Raw genomic sequence first — 23,157 nt, 5'->3', positions numbered from 1 at the left:
CTACGCGCCGAACCCGCGGGCAAAGGCACCGCCGCCGATAACCCGGCGAGCAAACATGAGAGCGATGAAGGAGGGCACCCAGAGCATCACGGACAGGACCGCGCCGAATTGAATGACCATCTGATTGTTGATGAACGAGATCATCAGGACCGGCATGGTTCGAATGCCAGGCGCACCGATGAGCCAAGCGCCTTCGGTCTCGTAGAAGGTGCCGACGAAACTGAGGAGAACCGCCGCTGCGATGGTGGGGCCAGCCTGGGGCAGCGTGATCGACCAGAACACCCGGAGCGGCGAAGCCCCCACGTCCCGCGCGGCTTCCTCCATGCGCCGGTCCACGGACTGGAACGCTGCAACAGGGATCCAGATCATGAACAGCAAGGTGCCCACCAGCTGGATAAGCACCACGCCCCAGAAGGTGCCGATAAGGTTAAGCTGAAGGAAAATGGCGGCAATGGCGATCAAGAGACCGAATTTTGGGAAGGCATGCCCGGCTAGGAACGAGAAGAAGAGAATGCTGCGGCCCGGGAAGTCAAGCCGTGCGAAGGCATAGGCTGCCGGCAGGCAGATAGCTGCCGACAGCAGTGTGACGACGGTCGAGAGCTGCAGGCTGAGCGTGAGCGCCGCCCATACGTCGGGGCGTGAAAGTGTCTGGTGCCAGAACCGGAGGCCGAACTGCTGAGGGATGACGTTCGGATAGCGCCAGACTTCCGTGAAGGCCCAGGTGGCGACGACAACCAGCGGTAGGATGATCGCTATCGAGAGCAGGGCAGCAAAGGAGACGCCAGTCCAGTCTATGGGCAGCCGGTTCGGTGGTGCGTTTGTTGTCGGGAGGCTGCCCATTGCGGTCTGATCCATGTCACTTCCCCTGGTTGCGTGCCACGGAGCGCACGTAGAAGAGCCCGAAAGCGATACAGAAGCAGAAGGTGATCACCGCCTGCGTGATGGCGTTCAGCGGATCGTTCACCTCGCGGAAAGTTCGGTTCATAAATGGCCCCATCATCTCGGGAGAAGCTGGTCCCAGCAGGTAGGGCAAGGTGAAGGACGAGAAAATCCCCAGCACTGCAAACGAGATTGCCACCAATATCGAATTAGAAATGCGGGGCAGGATGATGTGCCAGAACACCTGCAGCCAATTTGCTCCGACGTCTCGGGCAGCCTCAATGCCCTGATTAGCTACACTGCCGAGCCCTGCGAGCAGGATCAGCACGGTGAGGGGCACATTGTCCCAAACCAAGCCAATAACCGGACCCCAGGGCGTCAGATAGGGAGTGCGGATTTTCGGCAGCCCCACTGCATTGAGCAGGATGTCCACCATGCCATTGGGCCCCAACACGCGAATGAAGGCATAAGCCAGGATGATCGACGGCACGAACATGGGAAAGATGGCGAGCGCTTGGACGTAGGCTGGCAGGCGGCCCGTCGAGAAGCGCAGGTATAGGGAAATGGGCAGACAGATCACCAGCAACAGGATAGCGCACATCAGCGTGGTCCAGAGCGTAATCGTCAGATTGTTGATGCTGTACTGGTCTGAGAAGAAAAAGACATATGTGGAAAGTGTGAACTCGTATTCCCCATCCGCCCCAGGGCGCCAGACGGTCCTCGCAATGGCGTTTATGATCGGCCAGATCACCAGCCAAGCAACGAGAAGAACAGGGATGGCGACAAGCAGGAGACCCGAAGGTCTCCTGCTGTCCGTAGTGTCGATGAGCGGACGTACCGCTCCGGCGGTTGCTTCGTTCACGAGTTGCGATCGACGTTGGGGGCGACGTTGCGGTACCAACCATCATTGATGGCAGCTTCCCAATCTCCGCCGGGGAAGGTTGGGATGGTCTGCGGCACGATGTCGGCGAAGCGCTCGCGCAGTTCGGGCGAGATGTAGTCCCAGCTGACCCCCGGGAAGCCGCCGAGTTCAGTCAGGATTGCGCTCTGGATTTCTTCTGAAAGGATGAAATCGGCCAGCTGTAGCGACGCATCACGATTGGTACCGTTCTCGATGACGATGGAGCGCGTAAAGCCACCTGCCAGCGCAAGGTCCTGCAGCTGTACGAGTCCGGTCGTCTCTGGGAGGACGCCTTGATCGATGGCCTGCAGCACCTGATCGGACCAGACCGGGATCATCGTGACCACGCCTTGGCTCAACAACTGCAGCGACTGTGTGTTGCCCGAGGCATAGGCGCCGTTGTCATAAAGGGACGGAGCGATGTCGTTGAGGATTTCCCAAGCCTTGCCGAGCGCCTCATCGCCGAACTCTTGTGTGTAGTTGTCGACGGTGAACACAGAAGGATCGAGACCATTGGCCTGATGGATGGCGCGGCGCACGAAATTGCCGCCGGAGCCGCCTTTGTCGGGGCGGTTGTAGACGAACTGGCCTGGATTGGCTTTGATCCAGGCAACCAGCTCGTCCCACGTCTTAGGGGCGTCGGCGGGGTCGAGCTTGGTCGTGTCATAGGCCAGCAGAACTTGGCTGCCGCGATAGGGAAGCGAATACTCGCTCTGGATCGCCAGCGGGTTGATCTTGTCGTAATTGGCAAGGCCGGCTTCGGCGATATTGGTGTAGACCCCGGCATCGATGGCGCCGGCTGGCAGGAGAGCATCTCCGGACTCAAAGAAATCGGCCTGCGGGTCCGCACCAGACTGCTTGGCTGCTATGGCCCGTTCGCCAATGGAGATAATGCCTGCGCCGTCACCGGCATCCACCAGGTTCAGCGTAACTCCCGGATGAGCTGCTTCAAAGGCAGGCTTCACCGTATTCGTCCAAAAGTCGAGAATGTTGCTGTCTGAACTGGTATACCAGTCGATCACGCCTTCGGCGGCAAATGACATGCGGGGCATAAATGCCGTGCCAGCTGCGGCTGCGGCAGCTGTGATCATGAAGTCGCGACGTTTCATTTGTAGTCTCCCATCAAAGCGGCCCTGGGCCGCTGCGCTTGCAACGCCGATCGCGGAGGCAGCATACGGCAAGCCGTCGACGAGCGTGGATCGGCACCCGCTCGCCCGCCCCATGGGCCTCCTCCCTCGGTGTGACCCGCGTTCTGGAAGGCAATCCCAATCTGGTGCTGGGTTTCGCCGCTGCGCATGTCACGAAGCTAGACAACACCCAAAGACGGTTGCACACAAGTGCATTCCGTCTCGCTCTTGAGCGGGGTGTTACGGCTATCACGTAACGCTTTGATGACAGCCGAGATCTTGCTCACGTGTGCAAGAGGGGGCTAACCGATGCTGCTTGAGGGGCGAACGGTGTTGCGCCAGACGGGCAGGGGCTCGATGACCTGCCGTGTGGAAGAAGCTATTTCGGGCCGGACCAGTAGCGCTACCACGCGGTCGGCTATCGTCTCGAGAGGCTGTGCAAAGGTGGTGAGTTGATAGGAGCGCCATCCCGCTTGCTCGATATCATCAAACCCCACGATGCAAAGATCGTCTGGGATTTTGAGGCCGAACTCATGCCGGGCGGCATCCATGAAGCCGAGGGCAAGCAAATCTGTCACACAAAAAACGCCGTCAGGGGCATTGGAGCGACCAAACACCCGCCGCGCCGCTTCCGCGCCCGAGGCATAGCTCGTTGGCCCGCCCTCGGCTACAGTCACAGGAATGCCCGACGCCTTGGCTGCATCCATGAACACGTGCTCCCGCTCCACCAGGCTCGCCGTTCGGGCGTTCGAGGTGATAAGGCCAAGCCGTTGGCACCCCGCGCGCTGCAGGAGGAACAGGGCCTCACGCGCGGCCATGGCATTGTCAACGTTGAGACTGCTGGAGCCGCTCAGCCGATCGTCGCGATTGATCAGCACCACCTGCTGCCCATTGGCGAGGCAAGTCTCAATGAGCTGTGCGGGCGGCGTGCCCGACAACACAACAGTTGCGTCCGCGCGGTAATTAAGGGTTTGCCGAAGGGCGGAAGAGACGCTTTCATTGTCAGTTTCGGTGTTGATCACCATCGTGATCTTGCCGGCAGCCTGCAAATCGCGGGTCAGCACGTCCACCATCCGGGAGCGGATCGGCGTGGTTACATCTGACACAACCAGGCAGACGATGTTGCTGCGTTCGCGCAGGCCGCGCGCCAAATGATTGACATGGTAGCCGAGAGATGCGGCCGCCTCGAGGACCTTCTTGCGGGTTGCCTCTGACACGCTGGCGCCGCTGGTGAAGGTTCGGGACACCGCCGAGCGCGACACTCCCGCTCGTTCCGCGACCATATGTGCAGTGACAAAGGTTCGCGTCTTGGTGTCGCTCATCGTGCTTTATTCCTGCGGACGTCGACTTGTGGAAAGAACCGCACCGGCAGTCAAGCTGGACGCCTGTACCTTTACAGAAATCGCCGCACAAGAGAGCTGCAGGTTTTGCGAGGCTCGTCGTCTCACCGCTGAACGGTCCGCGCTACGGAAAAGGTCGTAAGCGAGAACGCGAACTAAGTCGCTCCTGCGTCGTTGTCACTCGCTGCGGTATTCCGCGCCACAATAGCATAGTGAATAAGGAGACATCGATGCGCCAGGGTATTCAAGGCGGCCCCCGATCACTCAAGATGCACCAATTGGTGGGTGGGGGAGCGCTTGGTCTCGCCCTCATGATGAGCACCAGCTTGTCCATGGCGCAGGAGAACCCCGTGGAAGTCGAGAAGGGCGATGACCAGCTCTTTTCCGCTCGCGTGCTCACGACCGGGCTTTCCAATCCATGGGAGATTACCTGGGGTCCTGATGAGATGATCTGGGTCACGGAGCGTTCCACTGGTGAAGTGACGCGCGTCGATCCCTTCACCGGGGCGCAGCAGACGCTGCTCACGCTTGAAGACGTTAGCGTCGACGTGCAGCACCAGGGGCTCCTCGGGATGGCGCTCCACCCTGAGCTGCTGCAGGGCACCGGGAATGACTACGTCTATCTCGCCTACACTTACGAGGCTGGGTCGACCCAATCGCCAGATCCGCGGCAAAAGCTGGTTCGCTACACCTATGACGGGGCCAACCAGGTGCTTGTCGATCCGGTTGACCTGATCTCCGGAGTTCCTGCTTGGAACGACCACAACGCAGGCCGCGTGAAGATCGGGCCCGACATGAAAATCTACTATACGCTTGGCGAACAGGGGGCCAATTTCGGTGGCAACTACCAGCGGCCGAACTTGGCTCAATCCCTGCCAAGTCAGGAGGATGTCGACGCCGAGGAGTGGCAATCCTACACTGGCAAGGTTCTGCGTTTAAACTTGGACGGGTCAATCCCCGAGGATAATCCCGAGATTGAAGGCGTGCGAAGCCATATCTTCACCTATGGCCACCGCAATCCGCAGGGCATCGACTTCGGCGCCGAGGGCATAATCTATGTTTCCGAGCATGGCCCCGATACCGATGACGAGCTGAACGTGCTCGAGCCCGGCGGCAATTATGGCTGGCCTAATGTTGCGGGCTATCGTGACGACAGTGTCTACGTCTACGGCAACTGGAGTGAGGCGCCGGCGGATCTGCGCTATACCGGCCGGGATATTCCCGATGAGGTGCCACGATACCCCGAGAGCGAGTTCGAGCCTGAGATCGTTGAGCCGATTGCGACCTATTGGACGGTGGGCGACGAGTACGACTTCGAAGGCAATTGCGGCTGGATCTGTAACCCGACCATCGCTCCTGGTTCCATCCAGTACTATGCGGCTGGAGAGGATGGTATTCCCGAGTGGGACAACTCGGTGCTTCTGCCTACGCTCAAGCATGGCACGCTCTACGTGCAACAGCTGAGCGAAGATGGCACGGAGGCCGAAGGATTGCCTACTGCCTGGTTCGGTACGCAGAACCGGTATCGGGACACCGCCATAGGGGCGGACAATAAAACCGTCTTCATCGCGACTGACAATTTCGGCACCGCTGCCCAGCTCTACGGCGATCGCGGCTTCACCAATGTGCTGCACAATCCCGGGGCGATCCTTGCGTTCACCTACGAGAGTGAAGATGGCGCAGGCCAGGCGCCGTCGGGCTTGGGGCTGTCCCCGGAGGTGACTGAGGGAAGCCAGCCTGAGCCGGCAGGTGACGATACCGAGCAGGCGGCGGACGACGCCAGCGTCGACCCGGTGGATGCGGACGTCCCGAACGACGAGCAGTCAGCAGCTGTTCCCGGGGACATTGAGGGTGATGCTGCGGATCTCGAGGGTGAAGCTCAAGCCGCTGCGACCGAAACCGCTGATACCAGCTTCGATGAGCTGTTTAACAATGGTCAGACGCTCTACGGCATCAACTGCGGGGCTTGCCATGGCGCAACCGGGCAGGGCGCCCAGGGCCCGGCCCTTGTCGGCAACGAGTCGCTCGGGGATGACGAGTACTTGGCCCGTACCTTGGTGCATGGCTTTGGCTACATGCCACCATTCGGCGACCAGCTGAACGACCTGCAGATCGCTGCAATCTCCACCTATATCCGGAACAATTGGGGCAACGAGTTCGGTCCCTTGCAGCCCGGCGAGGTTGCAGAGCAGCGCTAGTCGAAGTGGTGGGGCGGTTTCGCCCCACCATCTCACCTCAGGCCCCAATATGGTCGCTTTTGGGCCTCGTAGGCGCGCTCTCAAATATAGATGCGCGGCGCATCTCGTAACTATCGGCTTGCCTTGCTCAAGAAACGCAAATATTGCGTGGTTGAGTTCAGGAGAAGCAAATTGGTCATCCAGCGCCGCGCGAACCAGGCCGATATTGCCGAACATCTCGGCGTCTCCATCAGCACCGTCTCGCGGGCCCTGGCCAATGAGACGGGCATCAGTGATGCAGTACGGCGCGATGTGCAGCGCATTGCGCGGCAGCTGGGTTATAAATCCAAGCATACACCACTTACCGTGGGCGGGGAGAAGCGTGCCGTAGCCTTGGTGCCGCTTGGCTCGGCGACAAGCGGCATGTCCGGGTTTTATTTCGGCATCGTCGAGGGCATGCGAGTGCAGGCGGCGGAGTCCGGCATGACGCTCGATGTACGGCTCGTCAACGAGGCGACGGTAACGCTCGAGATGATCCGCAAGCAGATTGAGCAGGCGGACGCCGGCGGTCTGCTGCTGGCGGGGATCGATGGGTGGGATGAGCTGGTAGACTGGAGCCAGAACGAGGAGGTCTCGGTCGTCCTGGTTAATGGCAGTGATCCGGAGATGCTCCTAAGTTCGGTATCACCCGCCAACTTCTACGGGGCCTACCAGGCGACGCAGCGCCTGCTCGACGCGGGACACCGGCGCATTCTCCATTATACCCACCGCGTTCGCCCAACGATCCTTCAGCGGGAGCGCGGCTTTCAGGCTGCGATGGCCGCAACGCCTGGCGCTGAGGCGGTCATCGTCCATACGGGCGAGCGAACGACCGCCGAACTGCTCTCCGATCTCCTGGCGCTCAAACATGATGTATCGGCAGCGTTCATCTGGAACGACATTGCGGCAGTCGAGATGCTGGAGGGGATCTACGGACCGGACAGTCGGCTTGGACGAAACTTCTCCATCGTGGGCTTTGACGATCTACCCGTGGCCAACATGGCGACGCCGCGGCTGAGTACCATGCGGGTGGACCGGGAGGCGATCGGGCGAGGCGCAGTGCGATTGCTGGCCCAGCACATGGATGGTGAGCCAGCTGTGCAACAGCTCCAAATCGGGCTGACACAGGTTGCCGGCGAGACAGTCTTTTCCGTCTAGTTCGCTACCGTATTGTTACCCTTGATCGTCGCCTAAAGCTGCTTCAGTGGGAAACTACGGTCCTGCTCTTTCTACGCCGAGCGCAAAGATTTGCACAAACCGCAAAAACTGTTGCAATGTTGCGCAAGCATGCATAGTTTTGCGGGACGGTGCCGGACAACGACAAGTGCTTCAAGCAGCTTTCCGGCTGGTGACCTGGAGGAAACCTAATGGATCTGCGGCGGTGGAACGTCAGACATGTGAGCATGGTGCTCGCTTCTGCGTCAGCGTTCGCGCCTTTTCCGGTTTCGAATTCATCGGAAATGCATGGCCTTAAAGAGCGGCTTGGCGACGACGTCATCGGGGCGCTGCTGGCAGACGCAGCTCTCGATGCCGAAGCGCCAGTTCCAGCGCTACCGGCCCGGCTTTACCGCGACTTCAGAGAAACCGGCCGCCGCGAGCCCTATGAAGATGCGCAGCGGACCCGGCGCAACATGCTCTACCGCCTCACTTTGGCGGAATGGCTGGAGGGGCAGGGGCGTTTCGTTCCCGCGCTCGAAGAAATCGCCTGGGCGCGCCTTGAGGAAACTAACTGGGCCTGGCCAGCCCATGCCCGAGACCTCGATCATCCGGATCGTCCGACGGTCGATCTGGCCGCTACAATGACCGCGCTGGACATGGCGGAGCTGGATTATCTGGTGGGCGACCGGTTGTCGGCTCACCTGCGGACACGGCTGCGGACTGAGGTGGAGCGACGCGTGGTCGGACCATTTCTCCATCGCAACGATCATTGGTGGCTTCATTCCACCCCAGAAAAGCAGGTTAACAATTGGACCGCGGTTTGTGTCGCCGGCGCCGTGGGTGCTGCCCTCTATCTCGAAACGGACACGGCACGACTTGCTGAAATCGTCACGCGCGGACTGCAAAGCCTAGCGGACTACCTCGAGACCTTCGATCGCGAGGGAGGCTCTTCAGAAGGGCCAGACTACTGGACCTATGGCTTCGGCAATTACGTCGTGCTGGCGCAGCTGCTGCATGCCCGCAGTGGCGGGGCCATCGATCTGCTCGAGGGCGAGTTCATCCGGTCGGTGGCGCAGTTCCCGCTGCGCACCATGCTGGCACCAGACGTTTGGGTGAGCTTCTCGGATTCCGACAATAATCCGGTGTTCCATCCTGGGTTGCTCACCCATCTAGCGCAGCATCTGCACATGCCCGACCTGCTGGGCCTCGGCATGCGCAATGATTTCAAGGTGGCCGGCTTCAACCAGTTCGCGTGGCCCCTGCGCCAGTACGCCTGGCCTCTTCCGCCTAAGAGCAGGGCCGCCGTGCTGCCGCTCCATGATTGGTATGAGGAGACGGGGTGGATGATCAGCCGCCTTGATCCCGATCAGCCCGGCTCACTTCGGCTCGCCGCCAAAGGCGGGCACAACCAGGAGATGCACAACCAAAACGACGTGGGCTCCTTCATGGTGCTCGCCGGTGGCAAGGTGGTGCTGACCGATCCAGGGCGCGGGCGCTATTCCAAAGCCTATTTCGGACCCGAACGCTATCAGAACCTGATGGCATCGTCGCGCGGCCACTCGGTGCCGGTCGTCAATGGCTTTGAACAGGTGGAAGGTCGCGAGCGCGAAGCGCAAGTGCTCTCCCACTCACACACCATGAGTGCCGATCGTCTGGAACTCGACATGGCAGCGGCATATCCGGCCGAGGCCGGGGTGAGGTCGCTGCGGCGCGCGATTGCGCTTGATCGCCAGGCGCCGGGCGGCCGCGTGCTGCTCGAGGACAGATATGAGTTCGCTGGAGGCGATGGGGTTCTGCAATCGGTGCTGATTACGGCGACCGAGGTCTGTCTGCAGGATAATGCCGTGCTGATCGGCGAGGGCGCCGCGGGAGTGCGTGTCCAGTTCGACCAGCAGGAAGTCGAAGTGGCGCTGGAACGGCATGCTGGAGTGGAAAAGCAATATCAGCCGCCCGTCGATTTGACGCGCGTGGTGTTCACTCCGCGGCAGCCAAAGCGGGAAGGGCACATCGCGCTGGAAATCTTGCCGCTCGGCTGAGCGGCTGGACTGCCCCGAGGGGCGCACCACAAGGGTACCGGCTCACGAGGAAGAGCCGGATGCCACAACGAGGTTTCAGGGCCAACGTCCTGAGCAAGGGAGGAGTACACATGAGGAAAGAACGACTTTTGGGGCTCGCCGGCTCCGTCGCAATATCTGCCGTGCTGGCGGTAGCTGGCCCGGCCTGGGCGCAGCAGCAGGCGCCCGCACTCGAGGCACTGGTGGAGAGCGGTGATCTGCCACCCGTCGAGGAGCGCCTGCCGGCCGAGCCGCAGGTGGTGGAGGCCGAGAGCATCGGCAACTATGGCGGTACCTGGCGCATGGGCATGCGCGGCGGCGGTGACAACGGCATGATCGTCAAGACCGTTGCCTATGAAGGACTGGTCCGCTTCGACGACCAGTGGCAGGAGGTCCTGCCTAATCTTGCCGTCTCCTGGGAGGCCAGTGAAGACGCGCGCGAATACACCTTCACCCTGCGAGAAGGCGTGAAGTGGTCGGATGGAAAGCCATTCACCACCGAAGACATTGCCTTCGCGGTGGAGATGTACCAGGACCCCGACTACCCAGCCTCGAGCTGGATCGACAACCCTAACAACATGCCGTCCATTGAGGTCATCGACGAGCTGACATTCAAGCTCATCTTCCCCAACCCCAATGGCATGCTGATGGATCAGCTAGCCAGTACGGATGGGCTACACATCGTATCGCTGCAAAAAGACTACTGCAGCCAGTTCCACCCCAGCTACAACGAGAACGCTGCTGCCGACGCAGAAGCAGCAGGCTTCAGCAGCTGGGCTCTTCACCTGCAGGATCGCTGTGCGTGGGGCTGGGAAACCATCCGGTACGCCAACCCCGAACTGCCCGTGCTGTATCCCTGGGTCATTGAGACCCCCTATACGGCCAACAACTCCCGTGTGACCTGGCAGCGCAATCCCTATTACTGGAAGGTGGACACCGAGGGTAACCAGCTGCCCTATATCGACACCCTTTCGATGCGGGTGAGTGAGAGCACCGAAGAGTTGACGTTGCTGGCCCTCAATGGCGAAATCGACTTCCAGGAGCGCCATATCGCCACCACCGTCAACAAGCCCCTGTTCTTTGATGGGCAGGAGCAGGGTGACTATCACCTGGGTGAGGTGGTCCCCTCGGCATCCAACACACTGGTGCTGCAGCTGAACCTCAACCACGACGACGAGGCAAAGCGCGAGCTGTTCCAGAACAAGGACTTCCGCATCGGTCTCTCTCACGCACTAGACCGGCAGGAAATTATCGACGTGGTGTTCACCGGCCAGGGCGAACCGTTCCAGGTGGCACCCCGGCCCGAGTCCCAGTTCTATGACGAGGAACTGGCCAAACAATACACCGAGTTCGACCCTGAACTGGCCGTCCAGCACCTCGAAGCCGCAGGTCTTACGGAAACCAACAGTGATGGTATTCGCCTGATGAGCGATGGCCGCCCTGTCTCGATCACGGTTGATGTCATCTCGGCATTGCGGCCGGAGTGGATCGACATGCTCGAGATCATGCAGTTGCAGCTTGCTGCTGTGGGCATCGAAATGGAGCTCAACAGCATCGACCGGACCCTCTTCTACGACAAGCGCCCCGGCAATGACTATGACGCCCAGATTTGGGCGGGCGACGGTGGCCTCGAGGTCATCCAGGATCCCCGGTACTACTTCCCAGCCCATGCTGAATCCGTTTGGGCCTACAAGTGGCAGGCCTGGTACACCGGGACTGACACGGAAATCGCCGAGGAGCCAGCGGACTGGGCCAAGGAGCAGATGGAGCTCTATACCGAGCTGCGCGCCACCAGCGATGCTGCCCAGCGCGAGGAGCTGATGCGCCAAATCCTCGAGATTACCAAGGAGCAGTTCCCAGTGATCGGCGTCAGCCTGATGCCGAACTCCTACTCGATCATCAAGAACAACCTGCGGAACGCTCCGGAGACGATGTTCAACGCCTGGCTCTTCCCGACCCCGGCGCCGATGAATCCGGTGACCTGGTACTTCGAATAGCGGCAACCTCCTCCGCTTGTCTCTCCCCGCGGCTCCGTCGCGGGGAGACCCCCACCATCAAGGCACCCCCACCATGGTCCAGTACATCGTCCGGCGTATCATCGCCATTGTGTTGACCTTGTTCGCCATTTCGCTTGTGGCGTTCGCTATTATCCAGTTGCCGCCCGGCGACTACCTGACGACCTATATTGCCTCGCTGGCTGCGACAGGTGAGCAGGTAGATCCACGCGTGATCGAGAACCTGCGTCGGCAATATGCCTTGGGCGAGCCCTTCTATGTGCAGTATTGGCAGTGGATCACGGGAATTCTGCGCGGCGATTTCGGCCACAGCTTCGAATGGAAACGCCCGGTGACAGAATTGATCTGGGGTCGCATGGGCAATTCCATCCTGCTCGAAGGCCTTGCGGTGATCGTTATGTGGCTGGTGGCGTTGCCGATCGGCACCTATGCCGCCGTGCGGAAATATTCGCTGGGCGACTATCTCGCCACGATCGGTGGTTTCATCGGCCTGGCCGTGCCAAACTTTCTGTTCGCCCTGATCCTGATGTATGTCGCCTTCACCTGGTTCGGCACGACGCTGGGCGGGCTCTATTCCCCCGCCTTCGAGAATGCGCGCTGGAGCCTGCCAAAGGTCTGGGACTTTCTCAGCCATGCCTGGGCTCCCATTCTGGTCCTGTCGCTCGCCGGTACTGCCGAGCTGATCCGCATCTTGCGCGCTAACCTGCTTGATGAGCTCAAGAAGCCCTATGTGGTGACCGGACGTTCCAAGGGACTGCCCGAGTGGAAGGTCATTCTGAAGTATCCGGTGCGGCTCGCGCTCAATCCCCTGATCTCGACCATCGGCTGGCTGTTGCCCGCGCTGGTCTCCGGATCGGTCATCGTCTCGGTGGTGATGAATCTCCCCACTGCCGGGCCCATGCTTCTGCGGTCCCTGACCACGCAGGATATGTATCTGGCCGGCGCCATCATCCTCTTGCTCAGCGTCCTTACCGTCATCGGTACTCTGGTCTCGGACATCCTGCTGGCGTTGATCGATCCCCGCATTCGCTACGGGAGTAAGTAGATGTCGGTCGAAATCCTCAACGACGCCGTCGTAGGCGTGGAGGCCAAGCCCGCCCGCCGGGAAACGCAACTGGGCCTGATGTGGCGACGCTTTAAGCGCCACCGCCTCGCCGTGGTGAGCCTGTTCGTCGTGGTGCTGTTCTACCTCGTGGCGCTACTGGCGGAATTTTGGGCGCCTACAGAACCCAGCGCGTATAGCGCCCGCTATACCTATGCGCCGCCGCAGGGGCTGCATTTCGTTGCGTTGGATGAAAACGGCGGCTGGCAGCTGGGGCCCTATGTCTACGGCTACAAGACCGAAATCGACCCGGTCGCGCTGCGTCGCACCTTCGTCATAGACGAGGAGGTGCGTATTCCGGTGCAGTTCTTTGCGCCATCAGACCCCTATCTGCTGGCCGGGGTGATCCCGATGTCGGTTAAGTTCATCGGCGTCGCCGACCCGCGTGCGCCTTTCTACATTCTGGGGGCGGACCGGCTGGGGCGTGACCTGCTGAGCCGGCTGATCCATGGAACACGGATTTCGCTGTCGATCGGCTTAGCGGGTGTGACGCTCAGCCTCTTCTTCGGCATCATCATCGGTGGTTTTGCCGGCTACTACGGCGGCTGGTTCGACGGTGCGGTGATGCGCACGGTCGAGTTCATCCGCTCGATGCCGACCATTCCACTGTGGCTGGGCTTGGCGGCGGCGCTGCCGAAGGACTGGTCGGCGCTGCAGACCTATTTCGCCATCACCATCATTCTTTCACTGATCGGTTGGACGGAACTGGCACGTGTGGTGCGGGGACGCTTTCTGTCCCTGCGGACCGAGGATTTCGTGACCGCCGCGCAACTGGACGGCGCCAGCGACTGGCGCATCATCACCAGGCACATGGTCCCCAGCTTCATGAGCCATATCATCGCGGCGGCGACGCTGGCCATTCCCGGCATGATCCTGGCCGAAACAGCGCTGAGCTTCCTAGGGCTCGGGCTGCAGGCGCCAATCGTCAGCTGGGGCACGCTGCTGCAAGACGCGCAGAACATCCGCACCCTGGCGAGCGCGCCCTGGCTTTTGGCGCCAGGGGTTTGTGTCGTCATCATCATCCTTTCCATGAACTTTCTTGGAGACGGCCTCCGTGATGCCGCTGATCCCCATGGCCGATAATCCCCTGCTGACCATCGACAACATGTCCATCGTCTTCACCTCGCCGGATGAGGCGCCCGTCGAGGCCGTCCGGCAGGTGGACCTGACGCTGACGCCCGGCAAGACACTGGCCCTGGTGGGTGAGAGTGGCTGCGGCAAGTCGGTTACCGCGCGGGCGGTGCTGCGGCTGCTCGACAAGAATGCCGAGATCCGCACTGGGCGCATCTCCTTCGCTCCGCGGGACGAAGCGCCGGTTGATCTGGCGCGGCTCAACCCTGATAGCCTCGACATGCGCAAGGTGCGCGGCAACGAGATCTCCATGATCTTCCAGGAGCCCATGAGCTCGCTGTCGCCGGTGCACACGATCGGCGACCAGATCGACGAGATGATGGTGGTCCATGAGGGCCTCAAGCCCAAGGCGGCACGGGAGCGCACCGTGACGCTGCTCGACCAGGTCGGCATACCCGGTGCACGCGAGCGAGCGGACGCTTATCCGTTCCAGCTTTCGGGCGGGCTGCGGCAGCGCGCCATGATCGCCATGGCGCTGGCGTGCAAGCCCAACCTGCTGATCGCCGACGAACCGACCACCGCCTTGGACGTGACCACGCAGGCGCAGATCCTCGACCTGCTACGAGACCTCCAGGAAGAGTACGGCATGGCCATGCTGTTCATCACCCATGATCTAGGCGTTGTGGCCGAGATCGCCGACGAAGTGGCGGTAATGTATCTGGGGGACGTGGTGGAGCAGGGGGACGTGTTCGACGTCTTCGCCGCGCCCAAGCATCCCTATACGCAGGCCTTGATGCGCTCCATTCCCAAGATGGCGCGCAAGGCTGATCGCGAACGGCTTTCGCCCATTCGGGGCACCGTGCCGTCGCCCAAGGATCGACCGGTGGGCTGTGCCTTCACGAGCCGCTGCCCCTACGCCTTCGAGCCGTGTCCGACCATCCGGCCGGAGCGGAACGATATGGGCAACGGCCACCATGCGCGCTGTCACCTGTTGACGCGCCAGCCAGTGGAGGAACTGGCATGACCAAGCTGCTCACCGTCAACAACTTATCCAAATACTATACGCTTTCGGGTGGACTGTTCGCGCCCGAACGGCGGCTGGACGCGCTGACCGATATCAACCTCACGGTCGATGCCGGCGAGACGCTGGCCATTGTGGGCGAGAGTGGCTGCGGCAAGACCACTTTGGGCCGCTGTATCATCCAGGCGCAGCCGGCTAGCGAAGGCCGCGTGATCTACCACCCCAAGGGGCAGCCGGATGTGGACCTCACGGCGCTCAACAAGCGGCAGATCAAGCCCTGGCGGCAGGACATCCGCATGATCTTCCAGGATCCCATGAGCTCGCTCAACCCCAATATGCGGGTCTTCGACATCGTCGCCGAGCCATTGCGTATCCACAAGATCGCGCGGGGCAAGGCGCTGGAGGAGCGGGTGATCAGCACGCTCGAAAAAGTAGGAATCCCGCGTGAAGCTGTGGACCGGTATCCCCATGCGTTTTCAGGCGGGCAGCGGCAGCGTATCGGCATCGCCCGGGCCCTGGTGCTCGACCCTAAGCTGGTAATCGCCGACGAGGCGGTCTCGGCGCTCGACGTCTCGATCCAGGCGCAGGTGCTCAATCTGCTCGAAGATCTCAAGAGCGAGTTCGGGCTGACCTACATCTTCATCAGCCACGATCTGGGCGTGGTGAACTACATCGCCGACCGTGTGGTGGTCATGTATCTCGGCAATATCGTCGAGAATGCGCCGACGGAAATGCTCTTCGAAAGGCCCCGGCACCCCTACACCGAGTTGCTGCTCGAGGCGCTGCCGATCGCCGATCCGACCCGCCGGAAAGGGCGGAACAAGGAAGTGCGCGGGGAGATCCCTTATCTCGGCAATCGTCCGGTGGGTTGCCCCTTCAACACCCGCTGCAAATACGCCCAGGACATCTGCCGCACCGAAAAGCCGGCACTTCGGCCAGTTCACGGCACGCGCCAGGAAGCGGCCTGCCATTTCGCCGAAACCCTCGACCTCAATGGCGCCTATGACGCGGCGCCGCAAAGGACCTACGCTTAAATGACCTATGATCCGCTGAGCGCCAATCCGCTGCATGGCAATCCGCTCCAGACCCGCGCCGATGTTGAACGAGGCTTGCAGGACCTGTTCCAGCCGCTGCTGCCCTATTTCTCCCAAGGCGGCGCGCGGGTGCGGCTAGATGCGGCGGCTGCCCATTTCGACCGCGCCGCAGCCGATCTCGAAGGCTTTGCTCGGCCGCTGTGGGGGCTGACGCCCTTGGCAGCGGGCGGTGGGGAGTTCGGTCATTGGGAGCTCTATCGCCGCGGCCTGGCCAATGGCACCAATCCCGAGCATCCCGAATATTGGGGCGCGGTCAATTCGACCGATCAACGCATGGTGGAGTTGGCGGCAATCGGCTTTACCATGCGGCTCCTGCCGCACCTGGTGTGGGAGCCGCTGGAACAAAAGGCGAAGGACAATCTCGCCGCCTATCTCAAGCACGCCCGGCAGTTCGATTATGCGGACAACAATTGGAAGTTCTTCCGCATCCTTGTCGATCTGGGGCTAGAAGAGTGCGGCGTCGATTTCGATCGGTCGCTCACAGAGAAGTACCTCGAGGAGCTGGACGGCTTCTATCTGGGTGACGGATGGTACCGCGATGGCAATGTGCGGCGCATCGATCACTACATTCCATTCGCCATGCACTTCTATGGCCTGATCTACAGCAAGCTTGCGCGTAACGATGACAAGCGTGCCGCCGCCTACAAGGAGCGGGCGGCGCTGTTCGCCAAGGATATTCAGCACTGGTTTGACGATGAGGGCGGCACGCTGGCCTTCGGGCGAAGCCTGACCTATCGCTTTGCCTGTGCCGGCATCTGGGGCGCGCTCGCCTTTGCCGATATCGAGGCGCTGCCCTGGGGGGAGATCAAGGGGCACTTCCTGCGCCATCTGCGCTGGTGGAGCCAACACCCCATCGCCAATCGAGACGGCGTTCTCTCGATTGGCTACGGCTATCCCAATCTCTTCATGTCCGAGGGCTACAATTCGGCCGGCTCACCCTATTGGGCGCTCAAGGCCTTTCTGCCGCTGGCACTGCCCGAGGATCATCCGTTCTGGACGGCTGAGGAGGCGCCAGCGCGGTTCACCGACGAGCCGGTGCCGCTCCGGCATCCCGGCATGATAATGATGCACACCACAGGCAATGTGGTGGCGCTTTCAAGCGGTCAGCAGAACTGGCAGATGCGGCATGGCAGCGAGAAATACGCCAAGTTCGCGTACTCTTCCCGTTACGGGTTCTCCGTTGAGGTGGACGAACGCGCCTACAATATGGGGGCATTCGATGGGGCGCTGGCGCTCTCGGACGACGGCCGACACTTCCGGGTTCGCGAAACCAACGAAGTGGCCCAGATTGCCGGCAACATGCTCTTCAGCCGCTGGAAACCCTGGAACGATGTGACCGTCGAGACCTGGTTGCTGCCAGCCCATCCCTGGCACATCCGCGTGCATCGGATCACGACGCCACGCGCGCTACACGGAACAGAGGGCGGGTTCGCCATTGCCCGGGCCGACCTCAACGCCGATACCTGCATCGATGAGCCAAGCCGGGCCATCGCGAAGAGCCAGACCGATGTGAGTGCCATAGTGGACTTGGGCGGAAAGCGGGAAGGGCGGGCGCATCGAGCATATCCCAACACCAATCTAATCGTCGCCAAGACCATTGTGCCGCAACTGCGCGGTGAAATCCCCGCCGGCACGACGGTGCTGGTAACGGCGGCTATGGCCCTGCCGCCAGGCGATGCGGCCGAGGCGGCACTGAACCAGCCTCCCGCGGCGCCTGACCTGAGTGAAATCGAGGCGCTGTTTGCGCGCGAGGGCGTTGACGTCAGCGCCATCCTGGTACCGGAGCGGTTCTGATGCGACCCAAGCTGGCCTTTGCCATGGCTGCCGACAAAACCAAGTTCGTCTTTGATGGGGACGGGCTGAGCCGGCTCGCCCAGATCTGCGACGTGGTCCAGGAGGAGCCACTCGGAGAGTTCGAGAGTGCACAGGCGCGGCAGACATTGGCCTGCGTGGATATCCTCATCACCGGCTGGGGGTGTCCCATGATCACCGCCGAAGCGGTTCGCGCTGCCCCCAATTTGCAATTGATCGCGCATGCCGCGGGCACGGTGAAATACATGCTTGATCCGGCAGTCTACGGGGCAGGCATCCGGGTCACCCATGCGGCCGATGCTAATGCGGTACCGGTCGCCGAGTTTACGCTCGCCTCGATCATCTTCGCGAACAAGCGCGTATTCGAGTTACGCGACCGCTATCGCGCCGACCCCTCGCGCCGCAGCAGCTATGCTTTGATGGACGAGCCTATCGGCAATTTCCGCCGCACCGTGGGGCTGATCGGCGCCTCGCGCATCGGCCGCAAGGTAGCAACGCTGCTCGAATGCCTCGACTGTGAGGTGCTGCTCTATGACCCGTTCGTGCAAGGGGGCGACCCCATCACCAAGATAGCCGAACTGGTGGATCTCGATGCGCTGATGGCCAGGTCGGACGTGGTGTCGATCCACGCCCCTTCACTGCCGTCGACCCACGGCATGATCGGCTCGCACCAGCTCAAGCTCATGAAGGATGGTGCGGCCTTGATCAACACCGCGCGCGGTGCGTTGGTTGATGAAGCTGCCTTGATTGCTGAACTGCAGACCGAGCGTATCCATGCGGTGATCGACGTTACCGACCCCGAAATTCCGGAGGCCCAGTCGCCCTTGTTCAGCCTGCCCAACGTCTTCCTGACCCCGCATGTGGCCGGGGCGATCGGCACCGAAAGACTCCGACTCGGGCAGATGGCAATCGAGGAGGTCGAGCGCTTCGTGGCCGGCTTGCCCATGGCCTATGAGGTCGAACCGGCGCTGCTGGAGCGGCTCGCCTAATGGAAGCGGGCACCCCTACAAGCGGTCCAGTTGTCGGGAACGGAGCCGATGTTCACGAGCATGGCCAATGGCACCGCCGCCGTCTGGAGTTCCTGACCTGGGATCGGACGCCCGAAGACATCGCCGGTGCAGACCACCAAGCCCGGCTGAAGCTCCTGGAGGAGGTGGCGGGAGCGCAGTTTGCCCCAACTGCATACATCGCTGCCGAGGCGGCGATCTACACCACGCATCTGGTGCTGGGGGAAAGGAGCTGGATCGCCGGCCATGCCTTGGTGCGTGGCGATGTCGAGTTCGGCGCCCATTGTACCGTCAACTCCTACGCCATGATCTCGGGCAAGGTGCGGTGCGGCGATGGCGTGCGGATTGCCAGCCATTCTTCCCTGGTGGGCTTCAATCATGGCTTCGATGACCCCGGCGTGCCGATCCATGTGCAAAGGCACGAGACACTCGGCATCACCATTGAGGATGACGTTTGGATCGGTGCCAATGCGGTGCTCGTCGACGGCGTGCGGGTGGGCAAGGGGGCCGTAATCGCCGCTGGTGCGGTGGTCAGTCGGGACGTGCCGCCGCTGGCAATCGTTGCAGGCGTCCCGGCAAAAGTTGTCCGCTACCGAGGCCAGTCTGGAAAGAGCGACGTTGCAGCGGTGCTGGAACGCCTTGGCGCCGCCGCCAAGGGGCAATGGAAAACCATTCTAGCGCGCTACGAACGAGCCGGGGAGTATCTCTCGCGCGAGGCCGATGGCACCGAGCGCCGCAGCATCAGGCACCTGTGTGACGCCATCGAGATTGCGGCTGCCTTTGGCGAAACCCCGCCGCGATTGGACCGGATCGCCACTGTCGCGAGGCTGCAGGCTGTACAGGAAGCGACCACGGGTCTCTTTCCAGATCCGTTCCAGCCACCCCGATCAGGGGAGGCGCTACGAGAGAATGGCCTTGCGCTCTATAATGTGCTGGCCGTCGGATATGCGCTGGAAGCGCTGGGCAGCCATCCGCTGCACCGCATTGCTGCAGTGGAGGATCTCACTGCAATCGAGCTGTGCTCCTGGCTTGAAAACCTCCCATGGCGCGAGCGCGCCTGGAGCGCTGGCTCGGTTGTCGACGCCATCGGCACGGCACTCTATTTCAACGCGCGCTACTTCCAGACCGCACGATCGCGCGAGACACTGTTCGGCTGGTTGGCACTCAAACAGGACCGCGGCACCGGTTTGTGGGGCGCGCCGACCGCTGAACAAGGATTGCTGCAGCCGGTCAATGGCTTCTATCGACTGACCCGCGGTACCTATGCGCAATGGGGCCTGCCGGTCCCGAACGCGGAACGGGCAATCGACTCCGTGCTGCTCAACTACCGCAACTATGGCGGTTTCTCGGACGCAACCTACACGGCCTGCAATCTGCTCGACACCATCCATCCGCTCTGGCTTTGCCTGCGGCAGACCGATCATCGTCGCGCCGAAGCAGAGGCGATCGCCCGTGCAATTATCACGCGGGCAGGGGAGCGGTGGGTCGAGGACCAAGGCTTTGCCTTCGCCGATGGCCAGTTCCCCAGTCTGCAAGGCACCGAAATGTGGCTGTCTGTCGTACACCTGGCGGCCAAACTCTTGGGCGTTGAAACGTCCTTCACCTTTGTCCCCAAAGGCGTGCACCGGACCGAGGCTGTGGGGCTTGGATTGTAGGCGCAACGGGCTGCGCCGAGTGGAGGCATTGAATAATGGCAGGCAAGAAGGCTCTGGTCGTCTGGGGCGGCATGGAACTGCACACGCCCGAACGCGGCGCCAACGTGGTGCGCGACCTACTAGAGGCGGAAGGCTTTGCGGTGACCGTGACGCCGGAGTACGACGCGCTGGGCGACGAGGACGTGGGTAGCAACGACCTCGTCGTGCCTGTGATCACCGACGGGCAACTCGCCCCCGACAAGATGGACAACCTTGTCCGAGCTATTCGCGCCGGAACCGGCCTGGCAGGCTATCACATGGGGCTCGCGACGACGTTCCGCGCCAGCGTACCCTTCCGCTATGCGGCAAGCTGCTACTGGGTGCAGCACCCGGGCAACATCATCACCTATCGGGTGGATGTGACCAAATCGGACCACCCGATCATGGCGGGTATAGACAGCTTCGAGCACACCTCCGAGCAATATTACCTCAACTACGACCCGGCGGTTGAGGTGCTTGCCACCACCACCTTCTCAGGTGAATTCCATCCCTGGCGCAAGGATGTGGTGATGCCGGTGGTCTTCACGACACAGCACGACCGGGGGCGGGTGTTCTATTCCTCGCTCGGCCATACTGCCGATGAGTTGGAGATCCCTCAGGTGCGTACGATCCTCCAGCGGGGGCTCCTCTGGGCGGCCCGGTAGCCTCTATCCCACCCGCACGCTTTCAGCTTTGATAGGTCCGAGCTGGCGTCGCATAGCACATAAGATGGGGTTCGGCGGGTAATCGAGGTAAGGCGTGCAGAAATACGATTTCATCATTGTCGGAGGCGGATCGGCAGCCTCGGTGGCCGCCATGCGCCTTGTGCGCGATTATGGCCTGTCCGTTCTGCTGCTGGAGCGCGGCCGCCGCAGAACCAACCCGATCATGGGTATGCCGGCCGGCTACATGAAATACCTGGCGCGCGACACTTTTCTTGAGATGCACAAGACGGCGCCTCAGCCACAGCTCGGCGGGCGGGGACCTGTTGTGCCGGTGGCGAAAGTGCTGGGCGGCGGCAGTGCCGTGAACGCGATGGTCTATATGCGTGGCCAGAAGGAGGATTATGAAGGTTGGGCCGCCCATCTCGGCAATGGCGAGCAATGGTCCTATGCCGACATGCTCCCGCACTTCCGCTCGCTTGAGGCCAATAGCCGCTTCAACAATTCCTATCACGGCATTGATGGGGGGCTGCGCGTCTCGGACCCGGGGCATCTCAGCGATACGACCGAGGACTTCCTGCTTGCGGCGCAGGGCATGGGCTACGCCATTAATCCAGACTTCAATGGCGAGCGGCAGAACGGCGTGGGCATCATGCAGCATACCTATGGCAAATGGAACCGCCGCATGCGCCGCTCCGATGCCAGTGTCGCCTTTCTGAATCAGCTAGAGGGTGATCAGCGCCTCAAGATCGAAACTGGAGCCCGCGTGGACCGCGTACTCCTCGATGGCGGGCGGGCTGTGGGTGTGGAGTATGTTGCGGCTGGCGAAACTCACCGCGTGCATGCCGAGCGCGAAGTGCTGATGGCCGCGGGCACCTATAACACCGCCAAACTGCTGATGCTCTCGGGCATCGGGCCGGCAGATCACCTCCAAGAGCACGGCATTTCCGTTGCTGCCGACCTGCCTGTGGGATCCAATCTCCAGGACCATCATGAGGTGCCAGTCATCGCCACGACGACGGGCAAGTCCGGCTATTTCGGCCAGGACCGGGGCTGGCCGATGATCCGCAATGGCCTACAATATCTCCTGTTCAATTCCGGCCCGGTGACCACCACGGGCATCGAGGCGTGTCTCTTCTTTGATCCCGACGGCGGGGATCGGCCGACCATCCAGCTCTATTGCGCGCCGATCGTCTATCAGGATCGAGATGTCGCCAAGGCCAAGCCGACCTGGGGTGTGACCTTTACCTCCTGCCTTCTGCGCCCCAAGGCACGAGGAACGGTCCGGCTGCGCTCTGCCGATCCCGCTGCGCAACCGCTGGTGAACTGCAATTTCTTCGGCCATCCCGATGATCTGCGGCTGACGCTCAAGGCCATGCGGGTGGCGCGGGAACTGCTGGAAACTGAACCGCTGCGGTCCAAGGTGCGCGAGGAGATATTGCCCGGTCCTGCTCTCGTGGATGATGAGAGCCTCGCCGCCTTTGCCGGGCAGACGGTCAAGACCAACTATCATCCTTCTGGGTCCGCCCCGATGGGACCGGAGAAGGATCCTGCCGCCGTGCTCGATATCAGTCTGCGCGTCCGCGGGATTGAAGGCCTGCGGGTGATCGATTGCTCGGTCATGCCCACTATCGTCTCGGGCAACACCAACGCGCCCGCCATGGCCATCGGCAGCAAGGCGGCAGACTTGGTAGCGGCTGAGTAGAACCAGCAGGGTCGTTCCCAGCCAGGAGCGCTTGGCGGTTGGAAGGAAGCTCGAAGCGGTGTTTGTGACGTACATCGCTGGTCACTACTTGTGCATTCCGCTCCGGACGACCGGCAGGACGGCCTAGCTGCTGAGCCAGCGTTTCCCTTTGTTGGTGACCCACCAAGAATGGGGTTGCATCCGGTGCCGGGCTTGACTATGTCTCCGCGCAGTCGGGGCGTAGCGCAGCCTGGTAGCGCATTTGTCTGGGGGACAAAGGGTCGTCGGTTCAAATCCGGCCGCTCCGACCAATTTCACTAAAGAGCTGTTTTGTTGCTCCA

17 protein-coding genes and 1 tRNA gene are annotated in these 23,157 nt (G+C 61.6%); 14 read left to right on the top strand and 4 right to left on the bottom strand.

Translation table 11 applies throughout. From position 1 onward, the window contains the following. The 4 genes from QOV41_RS12580 to QOV41_RS12565 form a co-directional block, all read right to left on the bottom strand. On the bottom strand, nt 1-855 hold the full coding sequence (locus tag QOV41_RS12580; protein WP_415926717.1) for an ABC transporter permease: 855 nt from the start codon (nt 853-855) through the stop codon (nt 1-3). Nucleotide 856: 1 nt separating this feature from the next. Beyond that, the gene (locus tag QOV41_RS12575; RefSeq protein WP_415926716.1) at nt 857-1,741 is read right to left on the bottom strand and encodes an ABC transporter permease; all 885 of its coding nucleotides are present in this window, start codon (nt 1,739-1,741) and stop codon (nt 857-859) included. Beyond that, nucleotides 1,738-2,889, bottom strand: coding sequence for an extracellular solute-binding protein (locus QOV41_RS12570; protein ID WP_284577028.1), 1,152 nt, complete (start codon nt 2,887-2,889; stop codon nt 1,738-1,740). Before QOV41_RS12570 ends, QOV41_RS12575 begins: the two co-directional genes overlap by 4 nt. 320 nt (nt 2,890-3,209) lie before the next feature. After that, complete coding sequence (locus QOV41_RS12565; RefSeq protein ID WP_284577027.1) at nt 3,210-4,229, bottom strand: LacI family DNA-binding transcriptional regulator; 1,020 nt, start codon at nt 4,227-4,229, stop codon at nt 3,210-3,212. A gap of 248 nt (nt 4,230-4,477) precedes the next feature. On the opposite strand from QOV41_RS12565, the gene QOV41_RS12560 reads away from it, so the two are divergent. The 14 genes from QOV41_RS12560 to QOV41_RS12495 all read left to right on the top strand — a co-directional run bounded on the left by QOV41_RS12560 (nt 4,478) and on the right by QOV41_RS12495 (nt 23,127). Beyond that, nucleotides 4,478-6,445, top strand: a complete 1,968-nt coding sequence (locus QOV41_RS12560) for a glucose/sorbosone family PQQ-dependent dehydrogenase (RefSeq protein WP_284577025.1) — start codon at nt 4,478-4,480, stop codon at nt 6,443-6,445. Nucleotides 6,446-6,616: 171 nt separating this feature from the next. Continuing rightward, a complete protein-coding gene (locus QOV41_RS12555) occupies nt 6,617-7,621 on the top strand; it encodes a LacI family DNA-binding transcriptional regulator (protein ID WP_284577023.1) in 1,005 nt (334 codons plus the stop codon). A gap of 302 nt (nt 7,622-7,923) precedes the next feature. Then, nucleotides 7,924-9,657 carry a heparinase II/III domain-containing protein gene (locus tag QOV41_RS12550; RefSeq protein ID WP_284577022.1) on the top strand — a complete coding sequence of 578 codons (1,734 nt, stop codon included), beginning with the start codon at nt 7,924-7,926 and terminating at the stop codon, nt 9,655-9,657. A gap of 110 nt (nt 9,658-9,767) precedes the next feature. Next, entirely contained in the window at nt 9,768-11,672 is a 1,905-nt protein-coding gene (locus QOV41_RS12545) for an ABC transporter substrate-binding protein (protein WP_284577020.1), read from the top strand. A 73-nt stretch (nt 11,673-11,745) separates the two neighbouring features. Further along, on the top strand, nt 11,746-12,735 hold the full coding sequence (locus tag QOV41_RS12540) for an ABC transporter permease (RefSeq protein ID WP_284577019.1): 990 nt from the start codon (nt 11,746-11,748) through the stop codon (nt 12,733-12,735). Then, entirely contained in the window at nt 12,736-13,875 is a 1,140-nt protein-coding gene (locus QOV41_RS12535; protein ID WP_284577018.1) for an ABC transporter permease, read from the top strand. Beyond that, nucleotides 13,850-14,887 carry an ABC transporter ATP-binding protein gene (locus tag QOV41_RS12530; RefSeq protein WP_284581315.1) on the top strand — a complete coding sequence of 346 codons (1,038 nt, stop codon included), beginning with the start codon at nt 13,850-13,852 and terminating at the stop codon, nt 14,885-14,887. The genes QOV41_RS12535 and QOV41_RS12530 overlap by 26 nt, the downstream gene beginning before the upstream one ends. Next, a complete protein-coding gene (locus QOV41_RS12525; protein ID WP_284577015.1) occupies nt 14,884-15,918 on the top strand; it encodes an ABC transporter ATP-binding protein in 1,035 nt (344 codons plus the stop codon). Before QOV41_RS12530 ends, QOV41_RS12525 begins: the two co-directional genes overlap by 4 nt. Then, entirely contained in the window at nt 15,919-17,772 is a 1,854-nt protein-coding gene (locus QOV41_RS12520; RefSeq protein ID WP_284577014.1) for a DUF2264 domain-containing protein, read from the top strand. It abuts the gene before it with no gap. Beyond that, nucleotides 17,769-18,779, top strand: coding sequence for a hydroxyacid dehydrogenase (locus QOV41_RS12515; protein WP_284581314.1), 1,011 nt, complete (start codon nt 17,769-17,771; stop codon nt 18,777-18,779). Before QOV41_RS12520 ends, QOV41_RS12515 begins: the two co-directional genes overlap by 4 nt. Beyond that, the gene (locus tag QOV41_RS12510; RefSeq protein WP_284577013.1) at nt 18,779-20,452 is read left to right on the top strand and encodes an acyltransferase; all 1,674 of its coding nucleotides are present in this window, start codon (nt 18,779-18,781) and stop codon (nt 20,450-20,452) included. The genes QOV41_RS12515 and QOV41_RS12510 overlap by 1 nt, the downstream gene beginning before the upstream one ends. A 35-nt stretch (nt 20,453-20,487) precedes the next feature. Next, nucleotides 20,488-21,135, top strand: coding sequence for a ThuA domain-containing protein (locus QOV41_RS12505; protein WP_284577011.1), 648 nt, complete (start codon nt 20,488-20,490; stop codon nt 21,133-21,135). Between the two features lie 94 nt (nt 21,136-21,229). Beyond that, the gene (locus QOV41_RS12500) at nt 21,230-22,837 is read left to right on the top strand and encodes a GMC family oxidoreductase (protein ID WP_284577009.1); all 1,608 of its coding nucleotides are present in this window, start codon (nt 21,230-21,232) and stop codon (nt 22,835-22,837) included. Nucleotides 22,838-23,050: 213 nt separating this feature from the next. After that, nucleotides 23,051-23,127: transfer RNA gene (locus QOV41_RS12495), tRNA-Pro, on the top strand. Nucleotides 23,128-23,157: the final 30 nt, after the last annotated feature.

It is taken from the genome of Devosia sp. RR2S18, assembly GCF_030177755.1.
Taxonomy (GTDB): Bacteria; Pseudomonadota; Alphaproteobacteria; order Rhizobiales; family Devosiaceae; genus Devosia; species Devosia rhizosphaerae.
Note: the sequence above shows the minus strand (reverse complement) of the source record. Positions and strands in the feature narration are given on the sequence as shown.

Coding starts and splice junctions, on each gene's coding strand:
- QOV41_RS12580 (WP_415926717.1), bottom strand. CDS start 855: ATGGATCAGACCGCAATGGGCAGCCTCCCGACAACAAACGCACCACCG.
- QOV41_RS12570 (WP_284577028.1), bottom strand. CDS start 2,889: ATGAAACGTCGCGACTTCATGATCACAGCTGCCGCAGCCGCAGCTGGC.
- QOV41_RS12565 (WP_284577027.1), bottom strand. CDS start 4,229: ATGAGCGACACCAAGACGCGAACCTTTGTCACTGCACATATGGTCGCG.
- QOV41_RS12560 (WP_284577025.1), top strand. CDS start 4,478: ATGCGCCAGGGTATTCAAGGCGGCCCCCGATCACTCAAGATGCACCAA.
- QOV41_RS12550 (WP_284577022.1), top strand. CDS start 7,924: ATGCATGGCCTTAAAGAGCGGCTTGGCGACGACGTCATCGGGGCGCTG.
- QOV41_RS12545 (WP_284577020.1), top strand. CDS start 9,768: ATGAGGAAAGAACGACTTTTGGGGCTCGCCGGCTCCGTCGCAATATCT.
- QOV41_RS12540 (WP_284577019.1), top strand. CDS start 11,746: ATGGTCCAGTACATCGTCCGGCGTATCATCGCCATTGTGTTGACCTTG.
- QOV41_RS12535 (WP_284577018.1), top strand. CDS start 12,736: ATGTCGGTCGAAATCCTCAACGACGCCGTCGTAGGCGTGGAGGCCAAG.
- QOV41_RS12530 (WP_284581315.1), top strand. CDS start 13,850: ATGCCGCTGATCCCCATGGCCGATAATCCCCTGCTGACCATCGACAAC.
- QOV41_RS12525 (WP_284577015.1), top strand. CDS start 14,884: ATGACCAAGCTGCTCACCGTCAACAACTTATCCAAATACTATACGCTT.
- QOV41_RS12520 (WP_284577014.1), top strand. CDS start 15,919: ATGACCTATGATCCGCTGAGCGCCAATCCGCTGCATGGCAATCCGCTC.
- QOV41_RS12510 (WP_284577013.1), top strand. CDS start 18,779: ATGGAAGCGGGCACCCCTACAAGCGGTCCAGTTGTCGGGAACGGAGCC.
- QOV41_RS12505 (WP_284577011.1), top strand. CDS start 20,488: ATGGCAGGCAAGAAGGCTCTGGTCGTCTGGGGCGGCATGGAACTGCAC.